The sequence below is a fragment of the Citrobacter sp. C5_2 genome, from assembly GCF_014596845.2.
Lineage (GTDB): Bacteria > Pseudomonadota > Gammaproteobacteria > Enterobacterales > Enterobacteriaceae > Citrobacter > Citrobacter werkmanii.
Map to the genome: position 1 here is coordinate 1,955,400 of NZ_CP115032.1, position 16,697 is coordinate 1,972,096.

General features: G+C 49.8%; 16 protein-coding genes, 1 pseudogene and 1 other annotated feature. Of the genes and pseudogenes, 7 read left to right on the top strand and 10 right to left on the bottom strand.

Annotated elements, in window-relative coordinates:
* Window positions 1–56 precede the first annotated feature (56 nt).
* The 4 genes from ICA20_RS09360 to ugd all read left to right on the top strand — a co-directional run bounded on the left by ICA20_RS09360 (window position 57) and on the right by ugd (window position 4,808).
* On the top strand, window positions 57–956 hold the full coding sequence (locus ICA20_RS09360; RefSeq protein WP_038641745.1) for a GNAT family N-acetyltransferase: 900 nt from the start codon (window positions 57–59) through the stop codon (window positions 954–956).
* A gap of 2 nt (window positions 957–958) precedes the next feature.
* Window positions 959–1,864, top strand: a complete 906-nt coding sequence (locus ICA20_RS09365) for a hypothetical protein (protein ID WP_051594526.1) — start codon at window positions 959–961, stop codon at window positions 1,862–1,864.
* A gap of 173 nt (window positions 1,865–2,037) precedes the next feature.
* Window positions 2,038–3,444, top strand: a complete 1,407-nt coding sequence (gene gndA, locus ICA20_RS09370; protein WP_038641743.1) for an NADP-dependent phosphogluconate dehydrogenase — start codon at window positions 2,038–2,040, stop codon at window positions 3,442–3,444.
* A 197-nt stretch (window positions 3,445–3,641) separates the two neighbouring features.
* Complete coding sequence (gene ugd, locus ICA20_RS09375) at window positions 3,642–4,808, top strand: UDP-glucose 6-dehydrogenase (protein ID WP_038641741.1); 1,167 nt, start codon at window positions 3,642–3,644, stop codon at window positions 4,806–4,808.
* A gap of 59 nt (window positions 4,809–4,867) precedes the next feature.
* On the opposite strand, the gene ICA20_RS09380 is transcribed toward ugd, so the two are convergent.
* Window positions 4,868–5,872: an NAD-dependent epimerase gene (locus tag ICA20_RS09380; protein WP_038641739.1), complete on the bottom strand. Its 1,005-nt coding sequence runs from the start codon at window positions 5,870–5,872 to the stop codon at window positions 4,868–4,870.
* A 399-nt stretch (window positions 5,873–6,271) separates the two neighbouring features.
* Between ICA20_RS09380 and wzzB the strand changes: the two genes are divergently transcribed.
* Window positions 6,272–7,252, top strand: a complete 981-nt coding sequence (wzzB, locus tag ICA20_RS09385; protein ID WP_038641735.1) for an LPS O-antigen chain length determinant protein WzzB — start codon at window positions 6,272–6,274, stop codon at window positions 7,250–7,252.
* Window positions 7,253–7,329: 77 nt separating this feature from the next.
* Here the strand turns inward: wzzB and hisIE are convergent, their stop codons facing one another.
* The 9 genes from hisIE to hisL all read right to left on the bottom strand — a co-directional run bounded on the left by hisIE (window position 7,330) and on the right by hisL (window position 14,559).
* Window positions 7,330–7,941, bottom strand: a complete 612-nt coding sequence (hisIE, locus tag ICA20_RS09390; RefSeq protein WP_038641733.1) for a bifunctional phosphoribosyl-AMP cyclohydrolase/phosphoribosyl-ATP diphosphatase HisIE — start codon at window positions 7,939–7,941, stop codon at window positions 7,330–7,332.
* Complete coding sequence (hisF, locus tag ICA20_RS09395; RefSeq protein ID WP_038641731.1) at window positions 7,935–8,711, bottom strand: imidazole glycerol phosphate synthase subunit HisF; 777 nt, start codon at window positions 8,709–8,711, stop codon at window positions 7,935–7,937. The genes hisIE and hisF overlap by 7 nt, the downstream gene beginning before the upstream one ends.
* Window positions 8,693–9,430: a 1-(5-phosphoribosyl)-5-[(5-phosphoribosylamino)methylideneamino]imidazole-4-carboxamide isomerase gene (gene hisA, locus ICA20_RS09400; protein ID WP_038641729.1), complete on the bottom strand. Its 738-nt coding sequence runs from the start codon at window positions 9,428–9,430 to the stop codon at window positions 8,693–8,695. Before hisA ends, hisF begins: the two co-directional genes overlap by 19 nt.
* The gene (gene hisH / locus ICA20_RS09405; protein WP_038641727.1) at window positions 9,430–10,020 is read right to left on the bottom strand and encodes an imidazole glycerol phosphate synthase subunit HisH; all 591 of its coding nucleotides are present in this window, start codon (window positions 10,018–10,020) and stop codon (window positions 9,430–9,432) included. Before hisH ends, hisA begins: the two co-directional genes overlap by 1 nt.
* On the bottom strand, window positions 10,020–11,087 hold the full coding sequence (gene hisB / locus ICA20_RS09410) for a bifunctional histidinol-phosphatase/imidazoleglycerol-phosphate dehydratase HisB (protein ID WP_038641725.1): 1,068 nt from the start codon (window positions 11,085–11,087) through the stop codon (window positions 10,020–10,022). The genes hisH and hisB overlap by 1 nt, the downstream gene beginning before the upstream one ends.
* Window positions 11,084–12,163 carry a histidinol-phosphate transaminase gene (hisC, locus tag ICA20_RS09415; protein ID WP_038641723.1) on the bottom strand — a complete coding sequence of 360 codons (1,080 nt, stop codon included), beginning with the start codon at window positions 12,161–12,163 and terminating at the stop codon, window positions 11,084–11,086. Before hisC ends, hisB begins: the two co-directional genes overlap by 4 nt.
* Complete coding sequence (hisD, locus tag ICA20_RS09420; protein ID WP_038641720.1) at window positions 12,160–13,464, bottom strand: histidinol dehydrogenase; 1,305 nt, start codon at window positions 13,462–13,464, stop codon at window positions 12,160–12,162. The genes hisC and hisD overlap by 4 nt, the downstream gene beginning before the upstream one ends.
* Before the next feature lie 5 nt (window positions 13,465–13,469).
* Window positions 13,470–14,369, bottom strand: a complete 900-nt coding sequence (gene hisG / locus ICA20_RS09425) for an ATP phosphoribosyltransferase (RefSeq protein ID WP_038641718.1) — start codon at window positions 14,367–14,369, stop codon at window positions 13,470–13,472.
* A gap of 44 nt (window positions 14,370–14,413) precedes the next feature.
* Window positions 14,414–14,536: a sequence feature (His leader region), on the bottom strand.
* The gene (hisL, locus tag ICA20_RS09430; RefSeq protein ID WP_100250077.1) at window positions 14,512–14,559 is read right to left on the bottom strand and encodes a his operon leader peptide; all 48 of its coding nucleotides are present in this window, start codon (window positions 14,557–14,559) and stop codon (window positions 14,512–14,514) included. Its footprint overlaps the feature before it by 25 nt.
* A 174-nt stretch (window positions 14,560–14,733) precedes the next feature.
* Between hisL and ICA20_RS09435 the strand changes: the two genes are divergently transcribed.
* Together ICA20_RS09435 and ICA20_RS09440 are read left to right on the top strand one after the other, a co-directional pair.
* On the top strand, window positions 14,734–15,558 hold the full coding sequence (locus ICA20_RS09435; protein ID WP_038641716.1) for an SDR family oxidoreductase: 825 nt from the start codon (window positions 14,734–14,736) through the stop codon (window positions 15,556–15,558).
* A gap of 41 nt (window positions 15,559–15,599) precedes the next feature.
* Window positions 15,600–16,584 (top strand): annotated as a pseudogene (locus ICA20_RS09440) (LysR substrate-binding domain-containing protein).
* The last annotated feature ends 113 nt before the right edge of the window (window positions 16,585–16,697 follow it).

Genomic DNA, 16,697 nt, shown 5'->3' on the forward strand with positions numbered 1-16,697 from the left:
AATTTAGTAATGCTATTATTTATGATTCATAAATCTTGATTTTTTTTGGGGGGGATATGATAACTTCTTTGGATAAAGTTGATTTAAAATTAATCTCTGAACTTAAAATTTTTTACAAATGTTATTATTCTGAAGATAACAAACTTTTTAATGAGATGTATTTGCCATGGCTCTTGCATAAAAACCCGCATGGCGATGGTATTAGTGTTAACATCAGAATTGAAAATGAACTTGTAGCAAATATGTTCCTGGTGCCTATTAAGTTAATTAAAAATGGTAGAGAAAAATACGCCTACTATGCAACTGATGTTTTAACTCATCCAAATCACCGTGATAAAAATCTTTTTGTAAAACTAATTCGTTGTAGTATAGATTTTTTGAAAGAACAAAACTCTTGTCTTATCGGACATCCAAACAGCAATGCTTTACCTGGATGGAAAAGAACAAAGATGAATTTCCAACCGATTATAAAGTCTTTCCTATCTAAACCATCATTATGCAATAAACGAAAGATTGTCACAGATATATCACAAGTATCTGCATCAGATAGAAAAGATATAAACGATATTCTTTCTTGCAGTAGTAATCTGATTGTTGATAGTAACATGGATTTTTTAACTTGGCGTTATATCAATCATCCTGTAAGGAAGTATAACGTTGAATTTATTTATGATAAGCATACACTAGTTGGTGTAATCGTTTCTGTGAAGTTTAAAGGCATTATAGATAGAGTTATTCATTACATTGCAGCTTCTGGGGCTGAGGGTAAGGTTTTTAACTCTAAACCTGTTCCAAGAATATTCTCTTTCAGTGGTATTAAGGATGATGATATTTATAAGAAATATTTCTATGGCAGGCGGATAGGCTCTGAAATAAATTACTTTATGACCGATTATAGTTCAGATTCATCTTGTGCCGATGGCCGTTATATTTCATTTGCTGCTTGTGATAACTGATTATGCGCTTTTTTAAAAAAATTATTTATAAATTATTTGGACAAGATATCTGGCGGATTGGCATCATATCGGGCGACTTTACTCTCGTTTTGAATGGGCAATTGCCAAATCAGAAGATAAGATGGTTTGATATCAATAGTAAAAGTGACTATGAGGCCGATCCATTTATATTTAAACTTTGCAATACATATTATATTGCGTATGAAGAATTTAACTATTTATCAGGTAATGCGAAACTAAAATGTATAGATCTAAATGGAAGTGAGTTTCCTTTTTTTGATGAAATAAATAACAATATCGGGCATAAATCATTTCCATATGTGTTTGAAGTCGAGGGGGCATTATATTGTCTTCCTGAAGAAGGCGATCGCAATGGTATCTATTTGTACAAGCTTAACAATGCGTTAAATCGCTTTGAGTACGTTAGAGATATCTTACGTGATGATATGTATGTTGACTCTTTTATTCATTATGTAGATGGTGTTTATTATTTATTTACCTCAACTATAAATGACCCTTTTAAGCAGCGGCTATTCTTCTCTGATTCTCTTCATGGTGACTTTATCGAACATCGAATGTCGCCTGTCGCAAAAAACAGCAGAGTTGGACGAAATGGTGGAGGTATGATTTGCTTTGATGGGAAGTTGTACAGAATATCCCAAAACTGTACCGATACTTATGGAGGGAGTCTGGTGGTAAGTGCTGTATCGCAACTCAGCCCAAACGAATATAAAGAAAATGAGTATATGGAAATCCTTCCGCTATCTCCTTATATTAATGGAATTCATACGTTATCGGTAAAAGATAAACATATTGTTTTTGATGGAAAAAAAGTTAAATATAAAGTTAGTAACATATTTAGAAAATTAGCGTACAAGCTCAAAACTAGATTACCATGTAGAAATTAAATCTCAGTGATAAGGGCTGTATAATAATCAACCATCCTAACGATGGTACGTTACGTTAAATAGAACCTTAAGTGAACCTATCTCTATTCAGAGACATTAACCTGAGTTAACATCTACCCCACATTCAAGCCGCGCATACCTTGCGCGGTGACCACACCTGACAGGAGTATGTAATGTCTAAGCAACAGATCGGCGTTGTCGGTATGGCAGTGATGGGGCGCAACCTGGCGCTCAACATCGAAAGCCGCGGTTATACCGTCTCCATCTTCAACCGCTCCCGCGAAAAAACTGAAGAAGTTGTTGCCGAGAACCCGGGTAAGAAACTGGTTCCTTATTACACGGTGAAAGAGTTCGTCGAGTCTCTTGAAACCCCACGTCGTATCCTGTTAATGGTGAAAGCGGGCGCAGGCACAGATGCTGCCATCGACTCCCTGAAGCCGTATCTGGATAAAGGCGACATCATCATTGATGGTGGTAACACCTTCTTCCAGGACACTATTCGTCGTAACCGTGAACTGTCCGCAGAAGGCTTTAACTTCATCGGTACCGGCGTATCCGGCGGTGAAGAGGGCGCACTGAAAGGCCCGTCCATCATGCCTGGTGGACAGAAAGAAGCCTACGAACTGGTTGCGCCGATCCTGACCAAAATTGCTGCTGTGGCGGAAGATGGTGAGCCGTGCGTGACCTACATCGGCGCTGACGGCGCGGGTCATTACGTGAAGATGGTTCACAACGGTATCGAATACGGCGACATGCAGCTGATTGCTGAAGCCTATTCTCTGCTGAAAGGTGGCCTGAACCTGTCTAATGAAGAACTGGCAACCACCTTCACCGAGTGGAATGAAGGTGAGCTGAGCAGCTACCTGATCGACATTACCAAAGACATCTTCACCAAAAAAGATGAAGAGGGTAAATACCTGGTTGACGTGATCCTGGACGAAGCAGCGAACAAAGGCACCGGTAAATGGACCAGCCAGAGCTCTCTGGATCTGGGCGAACCCCTGTCGCTGATCACCGAGTCCGTATTCGCGCGTTACATCTCTTCTCTGAAAGATCAGCGCGTGGCGGCATCTAAGGTGCTGTCCGGCCCGCAGGCTAAACTGGCTGGCGATAAAGCCGAGTTCGTTGAGAAAGTGCGTCGCGCGCTGTATCTGGGCAAAATCGTCTCCTACGCGCAGGGCTTCTCTCAGTTGCGTGCTGCGTCTGACGAGTACAACTGGGATCTGAACTACGGCGAGATCGCGAAGATTTTCCGCGCGGGCTGCATTATTCGTGCGCAGTTCCTGCAGAAAATCACGGACGCGTATGCTGAAAACAAAGGCATCGCCAACCTGCTGCTGGCACCGTATTTCAAAAATATTGCCGACGAATACCAGCAGGCGCTGCGTGACGTCGTGGCCTACGCTGTGCAGAACGGTATTCCGGTACCGACTTTCTCCGCTGCTGTAGCCTACTACGACAGCTACCGTTCTGCGGTACTGCCGGCAAACCTGATCCAGGCCCAGCGTGATTACTTCGGTGCGCACACTTATAAACGCATCGATAAAGAAGGCGTGTTCCACACCGAATGGCTGGATTAATCTGAAATAGCCAACTGCTAAAGCCAGGCCCGGAGCGCTCCTCCGGGCTTTTTTATTGTCAAAAAATGGGATTCGGTCAGGTCTGATAGGCGGTGCTATAGCAAATAACGATATACTCATTCAATGCTGAGCCGATCCGCCACAATGCTGGTGGTGTGCTCAACCTCAATGTTTAACTGGAAGAAGTTACAGAGCGAATGAAGATAACTATCTCAGGAACAGGTTATGTCGGCTTATCCAACGGTATTCTGATCGCCCAGCACCATGAAGTGGTTGCTCTGGATATCGTCCCGGCGAAGGTCGAGATGCTGAATCAGAAAAAATCGCCGATTGTTGACAAAGAGATCGAAGAGTACCTGGCGACAAAGCAGCTGAATTTTCGTGCAACGACTGATAAGTATGATGCCTATCGTGATGCGGATTACGTGATCATCGCGACACCGACTGATTACGATCCGAAGACCAACTACTTCAACACCTCCAGCGTCGAGTCCGTTATCCGCGATGTGGTTGCAATTAACCCAAATGCGGTGATGGTCATCAAATCCACCATTCCGGTTGGTTTTACCAATTCAATTAAAGAACAGTTTGGCATTGATAATATTTTCTTCTCGCCTGAGTTCCTGCGTGAAGGTCGTGCGCTATACGACAATTTGCATCCGTCGCGTATCGTTATAGGTGAACGCTCCGAACGTGCAGAACGGTTTGCCGCGCTGTTGCAGGAAGGTGCGGTGAAGAAAGATATTCCGACGCTGTTTACTGATTCTACTGAAGCCGAAGCCATCAAGCTGTTCGCTAATACCTATCTGGCGTTACGCGTGGCCTATTTTAACGAGCTTGATAGCTATGCCGAAAGCCTTGGTCTGAACACCCGGCAAATTATTGAAGGCGTATGTCTGGATCCGCGTATTGGTAATCATTACAACAATCCGTCCTTTGGCTACGGTGGCTACTGCTTACCGAAAGACACTAAGCAACTGTTGGCGAACTACGCATCTGTGCCGAATAACATTATCGGCGCGATCGTCGATGCTAACCGTACGCGCAAAGACTTTATTGCAGATTCCATTCTGGCGCGTAAGCCTAAAGTGGTTGGCGTGTACAGATTAATCATGAAAAGTGGTTCTGATAACTTCCGTGCATCTTCTATTCAGGGGATCATGAAGCGTATTAAAGCCAAGGGCATACCCGTTATTATTTATGAACCGGTCATGGAAGAGGATGAATTTTTCCACTCTCGGGTAGTTCGCGATCTAAACGCGTTTAAAAATGAAGCGGATGTTATTATTTCTAATCGAATGACGTCTGAATTGGCAGATGTTGCAGAAAAAGTATATACCCGCGATTTGTTCGGTAGTGATTAATCATCATCTCGACAAAAAAGGCCTTATTAAAGGCCTTTTTATTTTAAGCAGATTACTCATTAAACTTTGTAGAAATCACGGTACCAGTCAACAAAGTTCTTAACCCCATCTTTAACCGTTGTTGTAGGTTTATAACCAATAACGTCATACAGTGCTTTGGTGTCCGCGCTGGTTTCCAGCACATCACCGGGTTGTAGCGGGAGCATATTTTTTGTCGCGTCGATGCCAAGAGCTTCTTCCAGAGCCTTGATATAATCCATCAGTTCAACCGGTGAACTATTGCCGATATTGTAGATGCAATACGGCGCGGAGCTGGTTGCCGGAGAACCGCTTTCAACAGTCCACTCCCCGTTGGGCGCAGGAATGACATCCTGCAAGCGAATAATTGCTTCTGCGATATCACCAATATAGGTAAAGTCACGCTTCATTTTGCCGTAGTTATAGACGTCAATACTTTTCCCTTCCAGCATCGCTTTGGTGAATTTGAACAGCGCCATATCCGGGCGACCCCACGGACCGTATACGGTAAAGAAACGCAGGCCGGTTGTGGGCAATCCGTACAGATGAGAATACGTATGGGCCATCAGTTCGTTGGCTTTTTTGGTTGCAGCATACAGGGATACGGGGTGATCGACGGAATCATCCGTTGAGAAAGGCATTTTGCGATTCATGCCGTATACCGAGCTGGAAGAGGCATAAAGTAAATGCTGAATTTTATTATGCCGACAACCTTCCAGTATGTTCAGAAAACCTGTGAGATTGGAGTCTGCGTAAGCATGAGGATTTTCGAGTGAATAGCGTACGCCAGCCTGTGCAGCGAGATGGATCACACGATCAAAATGCCCGGATGCGAAGAGTGCTGACATGCTTTCCCGGTCGGCTAAATCACTCTTATGAAACTGGAAGCCGGGGTGTACCAGCAGATCCAGACGGGCCTGCTTAAGACTCACGTCGTAGTAATCGTTCAGATTATCGATACCGACAACTTGATGGCCAGCCTCAAGGAGGCGTTTGCTAACATGGAAGCCGATGAAACCAGCAGCCCCCGTAACCAGGTATTTCATGTTCGTTCCTCTTTTCGGCTAAAAATCAGCCAGGCACTATCTGGTGCGACGAAAAGTGAAATAATACCGTCAGATGGCAAAAAAGCTAATGGTTATCCTTTTTACGCATGCCATTTTTAGTGGTAAGTTAATAAATATTCATGCTGTGAATTTAATTAACAAGAGTGTTGGGCATTTACGCTTGATGACATTTAACCCGCTGTTTGACGCTTTTCCTGCAAAGAGTGGCCTTTCAGTATTGACACTTTTTTTAATTCCTTCCTTTTTTCTCAAGAGACTAAAATACCAATCAAAATCTCTCAATCAATTTGATTTTTTATCATTAATCCTATGGAATTGCTTCAATTTTTAGCTAAACTAATTCAAGTTTAAGTCCTTCCTTCCTTAATTAGGGTATCTATGTCTGTAAGTGATAACAACATGTCCGGGCGCGGTAACGATCCGGAACAGATTGATCTGATTGATTTGCTGATGCAATTATGGCGTGGGAAAGTCACTATCATTGTCGCGATTGTCGTTGCCATTGTTCTGGCGGTGGGCTATCTGGCGGTTGCTAAAGAGAAATGGACCTCTACCGCAATTATTACTCAGCCGGATGTTGGACAAATTGCTACCTATAACAATGCCCTCAACGTGTTGTATGGCACCAACGCACCTAAGGCGACTGAACTTCAGACAAATGTGGTTGGTCGTTTCAGTACCTCTTTTTCTGCCCTGGCAGAAACGCTTGCTAATCAGGAAAAACCACAGAAACTGTCGATTGAGCAGTCTGTTAAAGGCCAACAGCTGCCGTTAGAGCTCTCCTATGTGGCGAGTTCTCCAGAAGATGCTCAGCGTCAGCTGGCTGAATACATTCAACAAACAGATGAAAATGTTGCTAAAGAGCTGGCGCTTGACCTGGCTGATAACATCAAGCTGCAAACCAGTACTCTTGAAGATTCTCTGAAGACTCAGGAAGTGGTCGCTCAGGAACAAAAAGATCTGCGAATTAAGCAAATCCAGGAAGCGCTGCGTTATGCTGAACAGGCTGGTGTGATTAAGCCGCAAATTCAACAAACCCAGGATGTTACGCAGGACAGCATGCTGTTGCTGGGTAGCGATGCTCTGAAATCTATGGTTGAGCACGAGGCTACGCGTCCTTTGATATTGTCTGATAACTACTTCCAGACAAAACAAAAACTGCTTGATATCAGAAATCTTAAGCTTGAAGGGGCAGAGTTGCACTCCTATCGCTACGTGATGAAACCAACGTTACCGATTCGTCGTGACAGTCCGAAAAAAGCCATTACCCTGGTACTAGCCGTTCTGCTGGGGGGAATGATTGGTGCCGGTATCGTGCTGGGGCGAAATGCGCTGCGTGGTTACAAAGCCAGAGCGTAGCAGGTCGAAGGCAGTTTTATTCTGAGCACAAAAAAACCGGGCAGTTCACAGCGCCCGGTTTTTTTTACGTCTGCCGATTACTGATGACGCTTACGTAAGTTCTCAATCACGGTGGTCAGATCAAGCTCCTGATCTTGTAGCAGAACCAGCAGGTGGTACATCAGGTCAGAGGCTTCATTCGTCAGTTCAAAACGATCGTGCACGGTGGCGGCCAGTGCGGTTTCCACGCCTTCTTCCCCCACTTTCTGTGCAATGCGTTTGGTGCCACTGGCATACAGCTTGGCCGTGTAAGAGCTTGCCGGATCGGCGGTTTTACGCTCAGCCAGAAGTTGTTCTAGTTGATACAGGAACAGCCACTGATGACTGGTGTCAGCAAAGCAGCTTGAGGTGCCTTTGTGGCAAGTTGGCCCAATCGGGTTAACCAGCACCAGCAGGGTGTCGTTGTCGCAGTCAGGCGCGATGTTAACCACATTAAGAAAGTTGCCAGAGGTTTCACCTTTGGTCCACAGGCGTTGTTTGGTCCGCGAGAAAAAGGTTACCTTACCGCTTTCAAGCGTTTTATCCAGCGCCTCAGGGTTCATATAACCCAGCATCAATACTTCGCCGGATACCGCATGCTGCACCACGACCGGCATCAATCCGTCGGTTTTTTCCCAGTCCAGCTCGCGACATTGTTGCTTCGTTAACATATCCTGATCTCCACGCCCTGTGTTGCCAGGTACGTTTTTAACTCGCCAATATTGATAATTTGTTTGTGGAAAACGGAAGCGGCAAGCGCGCCGTCAACGTCAGCATCACGGAAGGCTTCGAGGAAGTGTTCCATGGTGCCTGCGCCACCGGAGGCAATCAGCGGTACGTGGCAAACGTCGCGCACTTTTCTCAGCTGCTCCAGGTCATAGCCGTTACGCACACCGTCCTGATTCATCATGTTCAGCACGATTTCGCCTGCGCCACGTTTCTGCACTTCCTGCACCCAATCCAGCGTTTCCCACTGCGTGATGCGGGTACGACTCTCATCACCGGTATACTGGTTAACGTGATATTTACCGGTTGCGGCGTCATACCAGGTATCGATACCCACTACGATGCACTGTACGCCAAAGCGGTCCGCCAGACGCGTGATAAGCTCCGGGTCAGCCAGCGCCGGGGAGTTGATGGAGATTTTATCTGCCCCGAAGGAGAGAATACGCGCCGCATCATCGATGGACTTAATCCCACCGGCAACGCAGAACGGAATGTCGATCACTTCCGCCACGCGCGATACCCAGCTTTTATCGACTACACGGCCATCGCTGGAGGCGGTGATATCGTAGAAGACCAGTTCATCTGCGCCTTCATCGGCATAGCGTTTTGCCAGCGGAACGATGTCGCCAATAATCTCGTGATTGCGAAACTGGACGCCTTTTACCACCTGTCCATCGCGAACGTCCAGACAAGGAATTATGCGTTTTGCCAGCATTGGATGGCCTCCTCAACGGTGAACTTACCTTCCAGCAGGGCTCGTCCGACGATCACGCCGCCAACCCCAGTCCCGCGCAGGGCGGCTACGTCCTCAATTCCACCTATACCGCCAGATGACTGAAACGCCACCTGCGGATATTTAGCGCACACTTCTTCATAAAGCGCGACGTTTGAACCCGCCAGCGTACCGTCGCGGGAGATATCAGTGCACAGCACATGCTTCAGACCAACGGGTAAATAGGTTTCCACCAGCTCTTCCAGCGAAACCCCGGAATCTTCCTGCCAGCCGCTGACCGCAACCTGTTTATTACCGTGTTCGTCAATGCGTACGTCCAGCGCCAGCACCAGCGCGTCGGCGCCAAAACGGGTAAACCAGCTCTTCACTTCCTCAGGGGATTTTACCGCCGTCGAACCGACCACTACGCGCGCCACGCCGGCGTCAAGCAGTGCCGCAACGTCCGCTTCAGTACGCACACCGCCGCCAACCTGCACCGGAACATTGACGCCCGCGACCAGCATTTTAATCAGCGGTATTTGTCGTTTCTGCGGATCTTTTGCCCCGGTCAGATCGACCAGGTGCAGTACCTGTGCGCCTTGTGCCGCGTAATCCTGCAGGCGGGGCAGTGGATCGTTGCCGTAATCACGTTGCTGTGCGTAATCACCCTGATGAAGACGCACCACCGTGCCGTCGATTAAATCTAATGCCGGAATAATCATTACATCTCCAGAAAGTTTTTCAGCAACTGCGCCCCAGCCGCACCCGAACGTTCCGGGTGGAACTGCACGCCAAAGAAATTGTCCTTTTGGACTGCCGCGGTAAACGGTTCACCGTAATGACACTGGGCGATGGTCCATGGGTTCACTGGCATCGCGTAGCTGTGGACAAAGTAGAAATACGCCCCATCGTCAATACCCTGGAACAGACGATTGCCTGCTTGTGGATACACACGGTTCCAGCCCATATGCGGCAGCGGCAGGCCAAAATCGGTCATTTTGGGGACGTCCTGTTCAATAATGCCCAGCAGGGAGACACCATTACTCTCTTCGCTGCGGCGACCAAGCAGTTGCATACCTAAGCAGATCCCCAGCACCGGTTGTGTACAGGCCTTAATCAGCTCAATAAGTTCACGCTCGTGCAACTGGTCCATAGCCGCCTGCGCAGTGCCAACGCCGGGTAGAAATAGCTTATCGGCCCGGAGCACCACATCCGCATCGCGGCTGACAACCGGGTCGTATCCATGGCGCGCAACGGCGGATTTCACCGAATTCAGGTTGGCGCAGCCGGTATCCAGGATCACCACGTTCATTACAGCACTCCTTTTGAGGAGGGTAGCGTATCGCCTTCTACGCGAATCGCCTGACGCAGCGTGCGGCCAAAGGCTTTAAACAGGCTTTCCACACGGTGGTGGTCATTTTTTCCTTTGGTTTTCAGGTGCAGGGTAACGCCCATGGTGTAGGAGAGTGAGCGGAAGAAGTGTTCAATCATCTCCGTGCTCAGATCGCCAACGCGCTGGTAGGTAAACTCAGCGCGGTATTCCAGGTGAGGACGTCCGGAGATATCCAGCGCGCAACGTGCCAGACATTCGTCCATCGGCAGGACAAAACCAAAACGGTTGATACCACGTTTATCACCTAATGCCAGCTTTAAGGCCTCACCCAGCGCCAGACCGGTATCTTCTACGGTGTGGTGATCGTCAATATACAGATCGCCTTTTACGGCTATCTCCATACGGAAACCGCCGTGGGTGGCGATTTGATCCAACATGTGGTCAAAGAAGCCAACGCCAGTATTGATTTTGCTTTGGCCTTCGCGGTCCAGCCAGATTTTGACGTCAATCTGCGTTTCTTTGGTATTGCGCTCAACGTGCGCGTAGCGGTCACGTTTGGTCAACTGCTCGCCGATCATCGCCCAGTTCAGGGTGTCCCGGTGATAGCGTAATCCGCTAATCCCCATGTTTTCAGCCAGTTGAATATCTGTGGCACGATCGCCAATGACGTAGCTGTTCTCGGTGTCCATAGCCTGTTCAACCAGATATTGCTCAACCAGCTTCACTTTTGGCTTACGGCAAGCACACTCATCGGCTGGCAAGTGCGGGCAAATCAGCACGTCATCAAACCTCACACCCTGAGAGGTGAATATTTGCATCATCAGATTATGCGGGCCGTCAAAATCAGCCTGTGGAAAGCTCTGGGTTCCCAGTCCATCCTGGTTGGTGATCATCACCAGCTTAAAACCCGCTTTTTGCAGCTTCAGTAAAACGGGAACGACTTCCGGCTCAAAAGCCAGTTTGTCAAAGCGATCGACCTGAAAGTCACTTGGCGGTTCGGAAATCAGGGTTCCATCACGGTCAATAAAAAGATACTTCTGGCTCATACTTGCTCCGCACGTAAGGCGTCAATGACGCGCTGGCTCTCTTCACGGGTTCCGACAGTAATACGCAGGCAGCCGCTTAACGAAGGTTGTTTGTTCTGGTCTCGTAAGATAATGCCCTGATCCCACAAAGATTTAAATACGCTGCTGGAGGCGGTGAAGCGCGCCAGAACATAGTTGGTTTCAGAAGCGAAGACCTGTTCTACACAGCGAATTGTTTTCAGGTTCTCCACCAGGAACTGACGCTCTTGCAGGATCTGCTGGACGCGTTGGCGCATGGCGGCAACCCCTTGCGGCGTCAGCGCCTGGGCGGCGATATCCGCCACCGGTGTAGAGAGCGGGTAAGGGGCGATCACCTTTAACAGCAGATTGATAATTTCTTCATTTGCCAGCGTAAACCCGCAGCGTAAACCGGCGAGAGCAAACGCTTTGGATAGTGTGCGTAAAATTACCAGGTGCGGATATTCAGACAGCCAGCCCGCCAGCGTGGCCTGCGGGCAAAACTCGATATACGCTTCATCGGCAACCACGATAGCTTTACCCTGCGTCATATCGAGCAGCGAACGCAGATCCTGTGGCTTAATCAACTGGCCCGTTGGGTTATTAGGGCTGCATACGTAGACCACCTTCACACCATCAAGCTTGTCCGCGATACCTTGTAAATCCAGTTGCCAGTCGTCAAGTGTCGGGACGGTACGGCATTCAACGCCAATCGTTTCAGCGCTGACGCTGTACATGCCGTAAGTCGGCGGACAGTACAGAATCGCATCTTTACCCGGCTCGCAAAAAGCGCGCACCAGCAGCTCGATCCCTTCATCTGCGCCGCGACTGACCAGCACCTGCTCCGGCTTGACGCCTGTATACTGCGCGTAATTCTCAATCACGGCTTTCGGCTGGCACTCCGGATAGCGGTTCAGCGTTTGCTGACTTAGCTGAAACTCAACGGCGGTGGGATATTCATTCGCATTGAGCCAGACGTCGCCGTTACCGCCAAGACGGCGGGCAGACTGATAAGGCGTTAACTCGCGGACATTCTTACGGGCTAAATCAGTGACGCTGAGAAAGTTGTCAGTGCTCATGCTTGCTCCTTCAGGGCGTTAACGCGCAGGGTGACGGCATTTTTGTGGGCGGTCAGCAGCTCAGCCGCGGCCAGGGTTTCAATGGTGGCGGCCAGCGCAGAGAAACCTTGTGGTGTTAATTCCTGTACGGTCATCCGTTTCTGGAAATCAGCCAGCCCCAGACTGGAACAGGTTGTGGTATAGCCGTAAGTTGGCAGCACGTGGTTAGTGCCGGAAGCATAGTCGCCTGCGGATTCCGGCGACCAGTCGCCAAGGAACACCGAACCGGCGCTGATAATGTCGTCCACCAGCTCACGTGCATTGCGGGTCTGAATGATCAGGTGCTCCGGGCCGTAGGCGTTGGAGATTTCAACGCACTGTGCCAGATCTTTCGCCACGATTAAACGGCTGGCGGAGAGCGCCTGACGCGCGGTGTCGGCGCGGGACAGCTCGGCGAGCTGGCGTTCAACGGCTTCGGCCACGCCTTCGGCAAGCTTAGCGTCCGGCGTCAGCAGGATCACCTGCGAGTCCGGACCGTGCTCGGCCTGAGAGAGCAGGTCGGAGGCGACGAAATCCGGCGTTGCGCCGCTGTCGGCGATAACCAATACTTCGGACGGTCCGGCAGGCATATCGATTGCCGCGCCGTCAAGACGCTGGCTGACCTGACGCTTGGCTTCGGTCACATAGGCGTTGCCCGGCCCAAAGATTTTATCGACTTTTGGAATAGACTCCGTGCCCAGTGCCAGCGCGGCAATGGCCTGTGCGCCGCCCACGTTAAACACTTCTTTCACGCCACAGAGTTGCGCGGCGTAGAGGATTTCATCGGCAATCGGCGGCGGCGAGCACAGCACCACTTTTTTACAGCCCGCGATACGCGCCGGGGTCGCCAGCATTAATACAGTAGAGAACAGCGGTGCCGATCCCCCTGGGATATACAGGCCCACGGAAGCGATGGGGCGGATAACCTGCTGGCAGCGCACGCCCGGCTGGGTTTCGATATCCACCGGCGGCAGGATCTGCGCGCTGTGGAAAGTATCAATATTACGTACTGCCGCCTGCATGGCTTGTTTCAGCTCGTCGCTCAGACGATTCCCGGCCTGCTGAATTTCTTCCTCAGTGACGCGCAGCGCGCCGACCTCGGTTTTATCAAACTTCGCGCTGTATTCGCGCAATGCCTGGTCGCCGTTGTTTTTGACATTTTCAAGGATCTCGGCCACCGTGCGGCTAATGCTTTCAGAGGCGGAAATCGCCGGGCGCATCAGTAATTCGCGCTGCTGCTCAGGGCTACAGCTATTCCAGTCAATCAGGGTATTGAAGCTCATGGTCGTTACTCCATCATCTTCTCAATCGGCAGCACCAGAATAGAGCTGGCGCCGAGCGCTTTCAGTTTTTCCATTGTTTCCCAGAACAGGGTTTCGCTGCTGACCATGTGCATGGCCACGCGCTGCTGATCGCCCGCCAGTGGCAGAATGGTTGGGCGCTCAGCGCCAGGCAGCAGGGCGATAACTTCGTCCAGACGCTCGCTCGGTGCGTGCATCATGATGTATTTGGATTCACGAGCCTGGATAACCCCCTGGATGCGGGTCAGTAGTTTGTCGATCAGTTGCTGTTTGGCTGCGGCCATTTCGCCATCGCGCTGAATCAGACACGCTTTAGAGCGGTAAATCACTTCCACTTCACGCAGACCATTAGCTTCAAGCGTCGCGCCGGTTGACACCAGATCGCAGATTGCATCGGCCAGGCCCGCGCGGGGCGCGACTTCGACAGAACCGTTTAACAGACAGGATTTAAATGACACCCCTTTTTGATCGAGGTAACGCTTGAGCAGGTGCGGGTAAGAGGTGGCGATACGCTTCCCGTTCAGTTCTGCCGGGCCATCCCAGGCTTCATCAACCGGCGTCGCCAGCGAAAGACGGCAGCCGCCGAAGTCCAGACGACGCAGGGTAAAATAGCGAGGATCTTCACCCTGTGCCCGACGGTTGAGCAGCTCTTCTTCCAGAACGTTTTCCCCAATAATGCCCAGATCAACGACGCCGTCCATCACCAGACCCGGGATATCGTCATCACGTACGCGCAGGATATCAATCGGCATATTTTCTGCCATCGCAATTAAGCGCTGGGTGTGAAGATTAATTTTAATGCCGCAACGGGCCAGTAATTCGCGTGAATCGTCGCTTAAACGGCCTGATTTCTGCATAGCTATGCGTAAACGGGTGTTGTCTAACATTGTTTGTTCCTCGTTATCCTGTCTGAATCAGTTTGGGTCACGCACAAAAAAAGCCCCCGGAAGAAATCTTCCGGGGGCTTTCTCATACGCTCATGCACCGCTGGAAGATTTAAATGTCTCCCAGCACACATCGCCTGAAAGACTAGTCAGGATGATGGTGATGATGGTGTTTAAATTGAGCGCGTGTCATAAATTTTCTCGATGAATGTTTATTCATTTGATGTCTTTTAACCTAAACCACTTTAGCTACGGAAAGCAAGGGCTTTTTTTGATCATTAATTCATTTCATATTGATACTATGAATTGTCAGCCACCGTGGGCTGGCGTAGCCTTGCGTTATAGGCCAAAAGTCAGGAGAGAAGGCATGAAAAAGGTCGCAATTGTCGGGTTAGGTTGGTTAGGCATGCCGTTAGCCATGTCGCTGGCGGCGAGAGGCTGGCAGGTTACCGGCAGCAAAACCACACTGGATGGGGTAGAAGCGGCCCGTATGAGCGGTATCGAGAGTTACTCGCTGCGCCTGGAGCCTGAACTGGTCTGTGAGGCTGACGATCTCGACGCGCTCATGGACGCTGATGCACTGGTTATAACGCTACCTGCGCGCCGTAGCGGGCCAGGGGAGACATTTTACCTGCAGGCCATGCAGGAACTGGTTGACAGTGCGCTGGCGTACCGGATCCCGCGGATTATTTTTACCAGCTCGACGTCGGTCTATGGCGATGTCCAGGGCATCGTGAAAGAGGGGACGCCGCGTAACCCGGTCACCGCCAGCGGGCGTGTTCTGAAAGATCTTGAAGACTGGTTGCATAACCTGCCTGGCACCTCGGTAGATATTCTGCGTCTGGCCGGACTGGTTGGCCCGGGAAGACATCCCGGCCGCTTTTTCGCTGGCAAGACGGCGCCAGATGGAAACCATGGCGTCAATCTGGTGCACCTGGATGATGTCGTTTCTGCCATCACGTTGCTGCTGCAAGCGCCCAAAGGGGGACACATCTATAATATATGTGCGCCTATGCATCCGGCGCGTAACGTGTTCTATCCGCAGATGGCCCGCCAGTTGGGGATGGAACCGCCGGAATTTCGCGGCGGTGCGGATAACGGTAAAGGTAAAGTCATTGATGGCAGCCGTATTTGTAATGAGCTTGGATTTGAGTACCAGTATCCCGATCCGCTGGTGATGCCGATGGAGTGACAGGCCAGCAGAGTGTCGCTGTATACCGCCAGGGGGCGAGTATGAAACCACTGCTGGACGTTCTTATCATCCTCGATGCGTTAGAAAAAGAGGGCAGTTTCGCGGCGGCGTCGGCAAAATTGTATAAGACGCCGTCTGCGCTTAGCTACACCGTCCATAAACTGGAAAGCGATCTTAATATTCAGTTATTAGATCGCAGTGGGCACCGGGCTAAGTTTACCCGCACCGGTCAAATGCTACTGGAAAAGGGGCGAGAGGTATTGCACTCCGTCCGCGAACTCGAAAAGCAAGCTATTAAACTTCATGAAGGCTGGGAGAATGAACTGGTCATCGGCGTCGATGATACGTTTCCCTTTTCACTGCTGGCCCCCCTTATCGAATCCTTCTATCAACATCACAGTGTGACGCGCCTGAAGTTTATTAACGGCGTGCTGGGTGGTTCCTGGGATGCACTTACTCAGGGGCGGGCGGATATTATTGTCGGCGCTATGCACGAACCGCCGGCGGGGAGCGAATTTGGTTTTGCGCGGCTTGGCGCGCTGGAACAGGTGTTTGTGGTTGCGCCGCATCATCCGCTGGCGCAGGAACAGGAACCGTTACATCGGCGTACTATTCGACGATTTCGCGCCATCGCGGTGGGAGAGAATGCGCATCAAGCGAACATCTCCGGCGTTCAGGTGTTGGACGATCAGGAAGCGATTACCGTTTTTGACTTCAAAACCAAGCTGGAGCTGCAAATCAGTGGTCTGGGATGCGGATATATTCCCCGTTATCTGGCGCAGCGATTTTTGGACAGCGGCGCGCTGATTGAGAAGAAAGTGGTCGGACAAATTCTGTTTGAACCCGTGTGGATAGGGTGGAATGAACAGACCGCCGGGCTTGCCAGCGCCTGGTGGCGGGACGAGATTTTAGCAAATAGTGCTATTGCCGGGGTGTACGTTAAAACGGATGCTGATAAATCAATCAGTTGAGAAAAAATATTTTTTTACAGTTGCTTCAATCTCTTGTTATTTCTCCCCAAATTAGTGCAAAATACGCCGCTTGCAAAAAATGACATTAACCGACGTTTTAATACGCGTCGGTTATTTTTTTGCATCAAACCAATCATTCATAAAAGAGGCCGGGCTTCGTACCGGATA

Bases quoted from the DNA above. Each gene is read 5' to 3' on its own strand.
- hisC (WP_038641723.1), bottom strand. From the start codon at position 12,163: ATGAGCACTGACAACTTTCTCAGCGTCACTGATTTAGCCCGTAAGAAT.
- wzzB (WP_038641735.1), top strand. From the start codon at position 6,272: ATGTCTGTAAGTGATAACAACATGTCCGGGCGCGGTAACGATCCGGAA.
- hisD (WP_038641720.1), bottom strand. From the start codon at position 13,464: ATGAGCTTCAATACCCTGATTGACTGGAATAGCTGTAGCCCTGAGCAG.
- gndA (WP_038641743.1), top strand. From the start codon at position 2,038: ATGTCTAAGCAACAGATCGGCGTTGTCGGTATGGCAGTGATGGGGCGC.
- hisIE (WP_038641733.1), bottom strand. From the start codon at position 7,941: ATGTTAACGAAGCAACAATGTCGCGAGCTGGACTGGGAAAAAACCGAC.
- hisA (WP_038641729.1), bottom strand. From the start codon at position 9,430: ATGATTATTCCGGCATTAGATTTAATCGACGGCACGGTGGTGCGTCTT.
- hisF (WP_038641731.1), bottom strand. From the start codon at position 8,711: ATGCTGGCAAAACGCATAATTCCTTGTCTGGACGTTCGCGATGGACAG.
- ICA20_RS09435 (WP_038641716.1), top strand. From the start codon at position 14,734: ATGAAAAAGGTCGCAATTGTCGGGTTAGGTTGGTTAGGCATGCCGTTA.
- hisG (WP_038641718.1), bottom strand. From the start codon at position 14,369: ATGTTAGACAACACCCGTTTACGCATAGCTATGCAGAAATCAGGCCGT.
- hisH (WP_038641727.1), bottom strand. From the start codon at position 10,020: ATGAACGTGGTGATCCTGGATACCGGCTGCGCCAACCTGAATTCGGTG.
- ICA20_RS09380 (WP_038641739.1), bottom strand. From the start codon at position 5,872: ATGAAATACCTGGTTACGGGGGCTGCTGGTTTCATCGGCTTCCATGTT.
- ICA20_RS09365 (WP_051594526.1), top strand. From the start codon at position 959: ATGCGCTTTTTTAAAAAAATTATTTATAAATTATTTGGACAAGATATC.
- hisB (WP_038641725.1), bottom strand. From the start codon at position 11,087: ATGAGCCAGAAGTATCTTTTTATTGACCGTGATGGAACCCTGATTTCC.
- ICA20_RS09360 (WP_038641745.1), top strand. From the start codon at position 57: ATGATAACTTCTTTGGATAAAGTTGATTTAAAATTAATCTCTGAACTT.
- ugd (WP_038641741.1), top strand. From the start codon at position 3,642: ATGAAGATAACTATCTCAGGAACAGGTTATGTCGGCTTATCCAACGGT.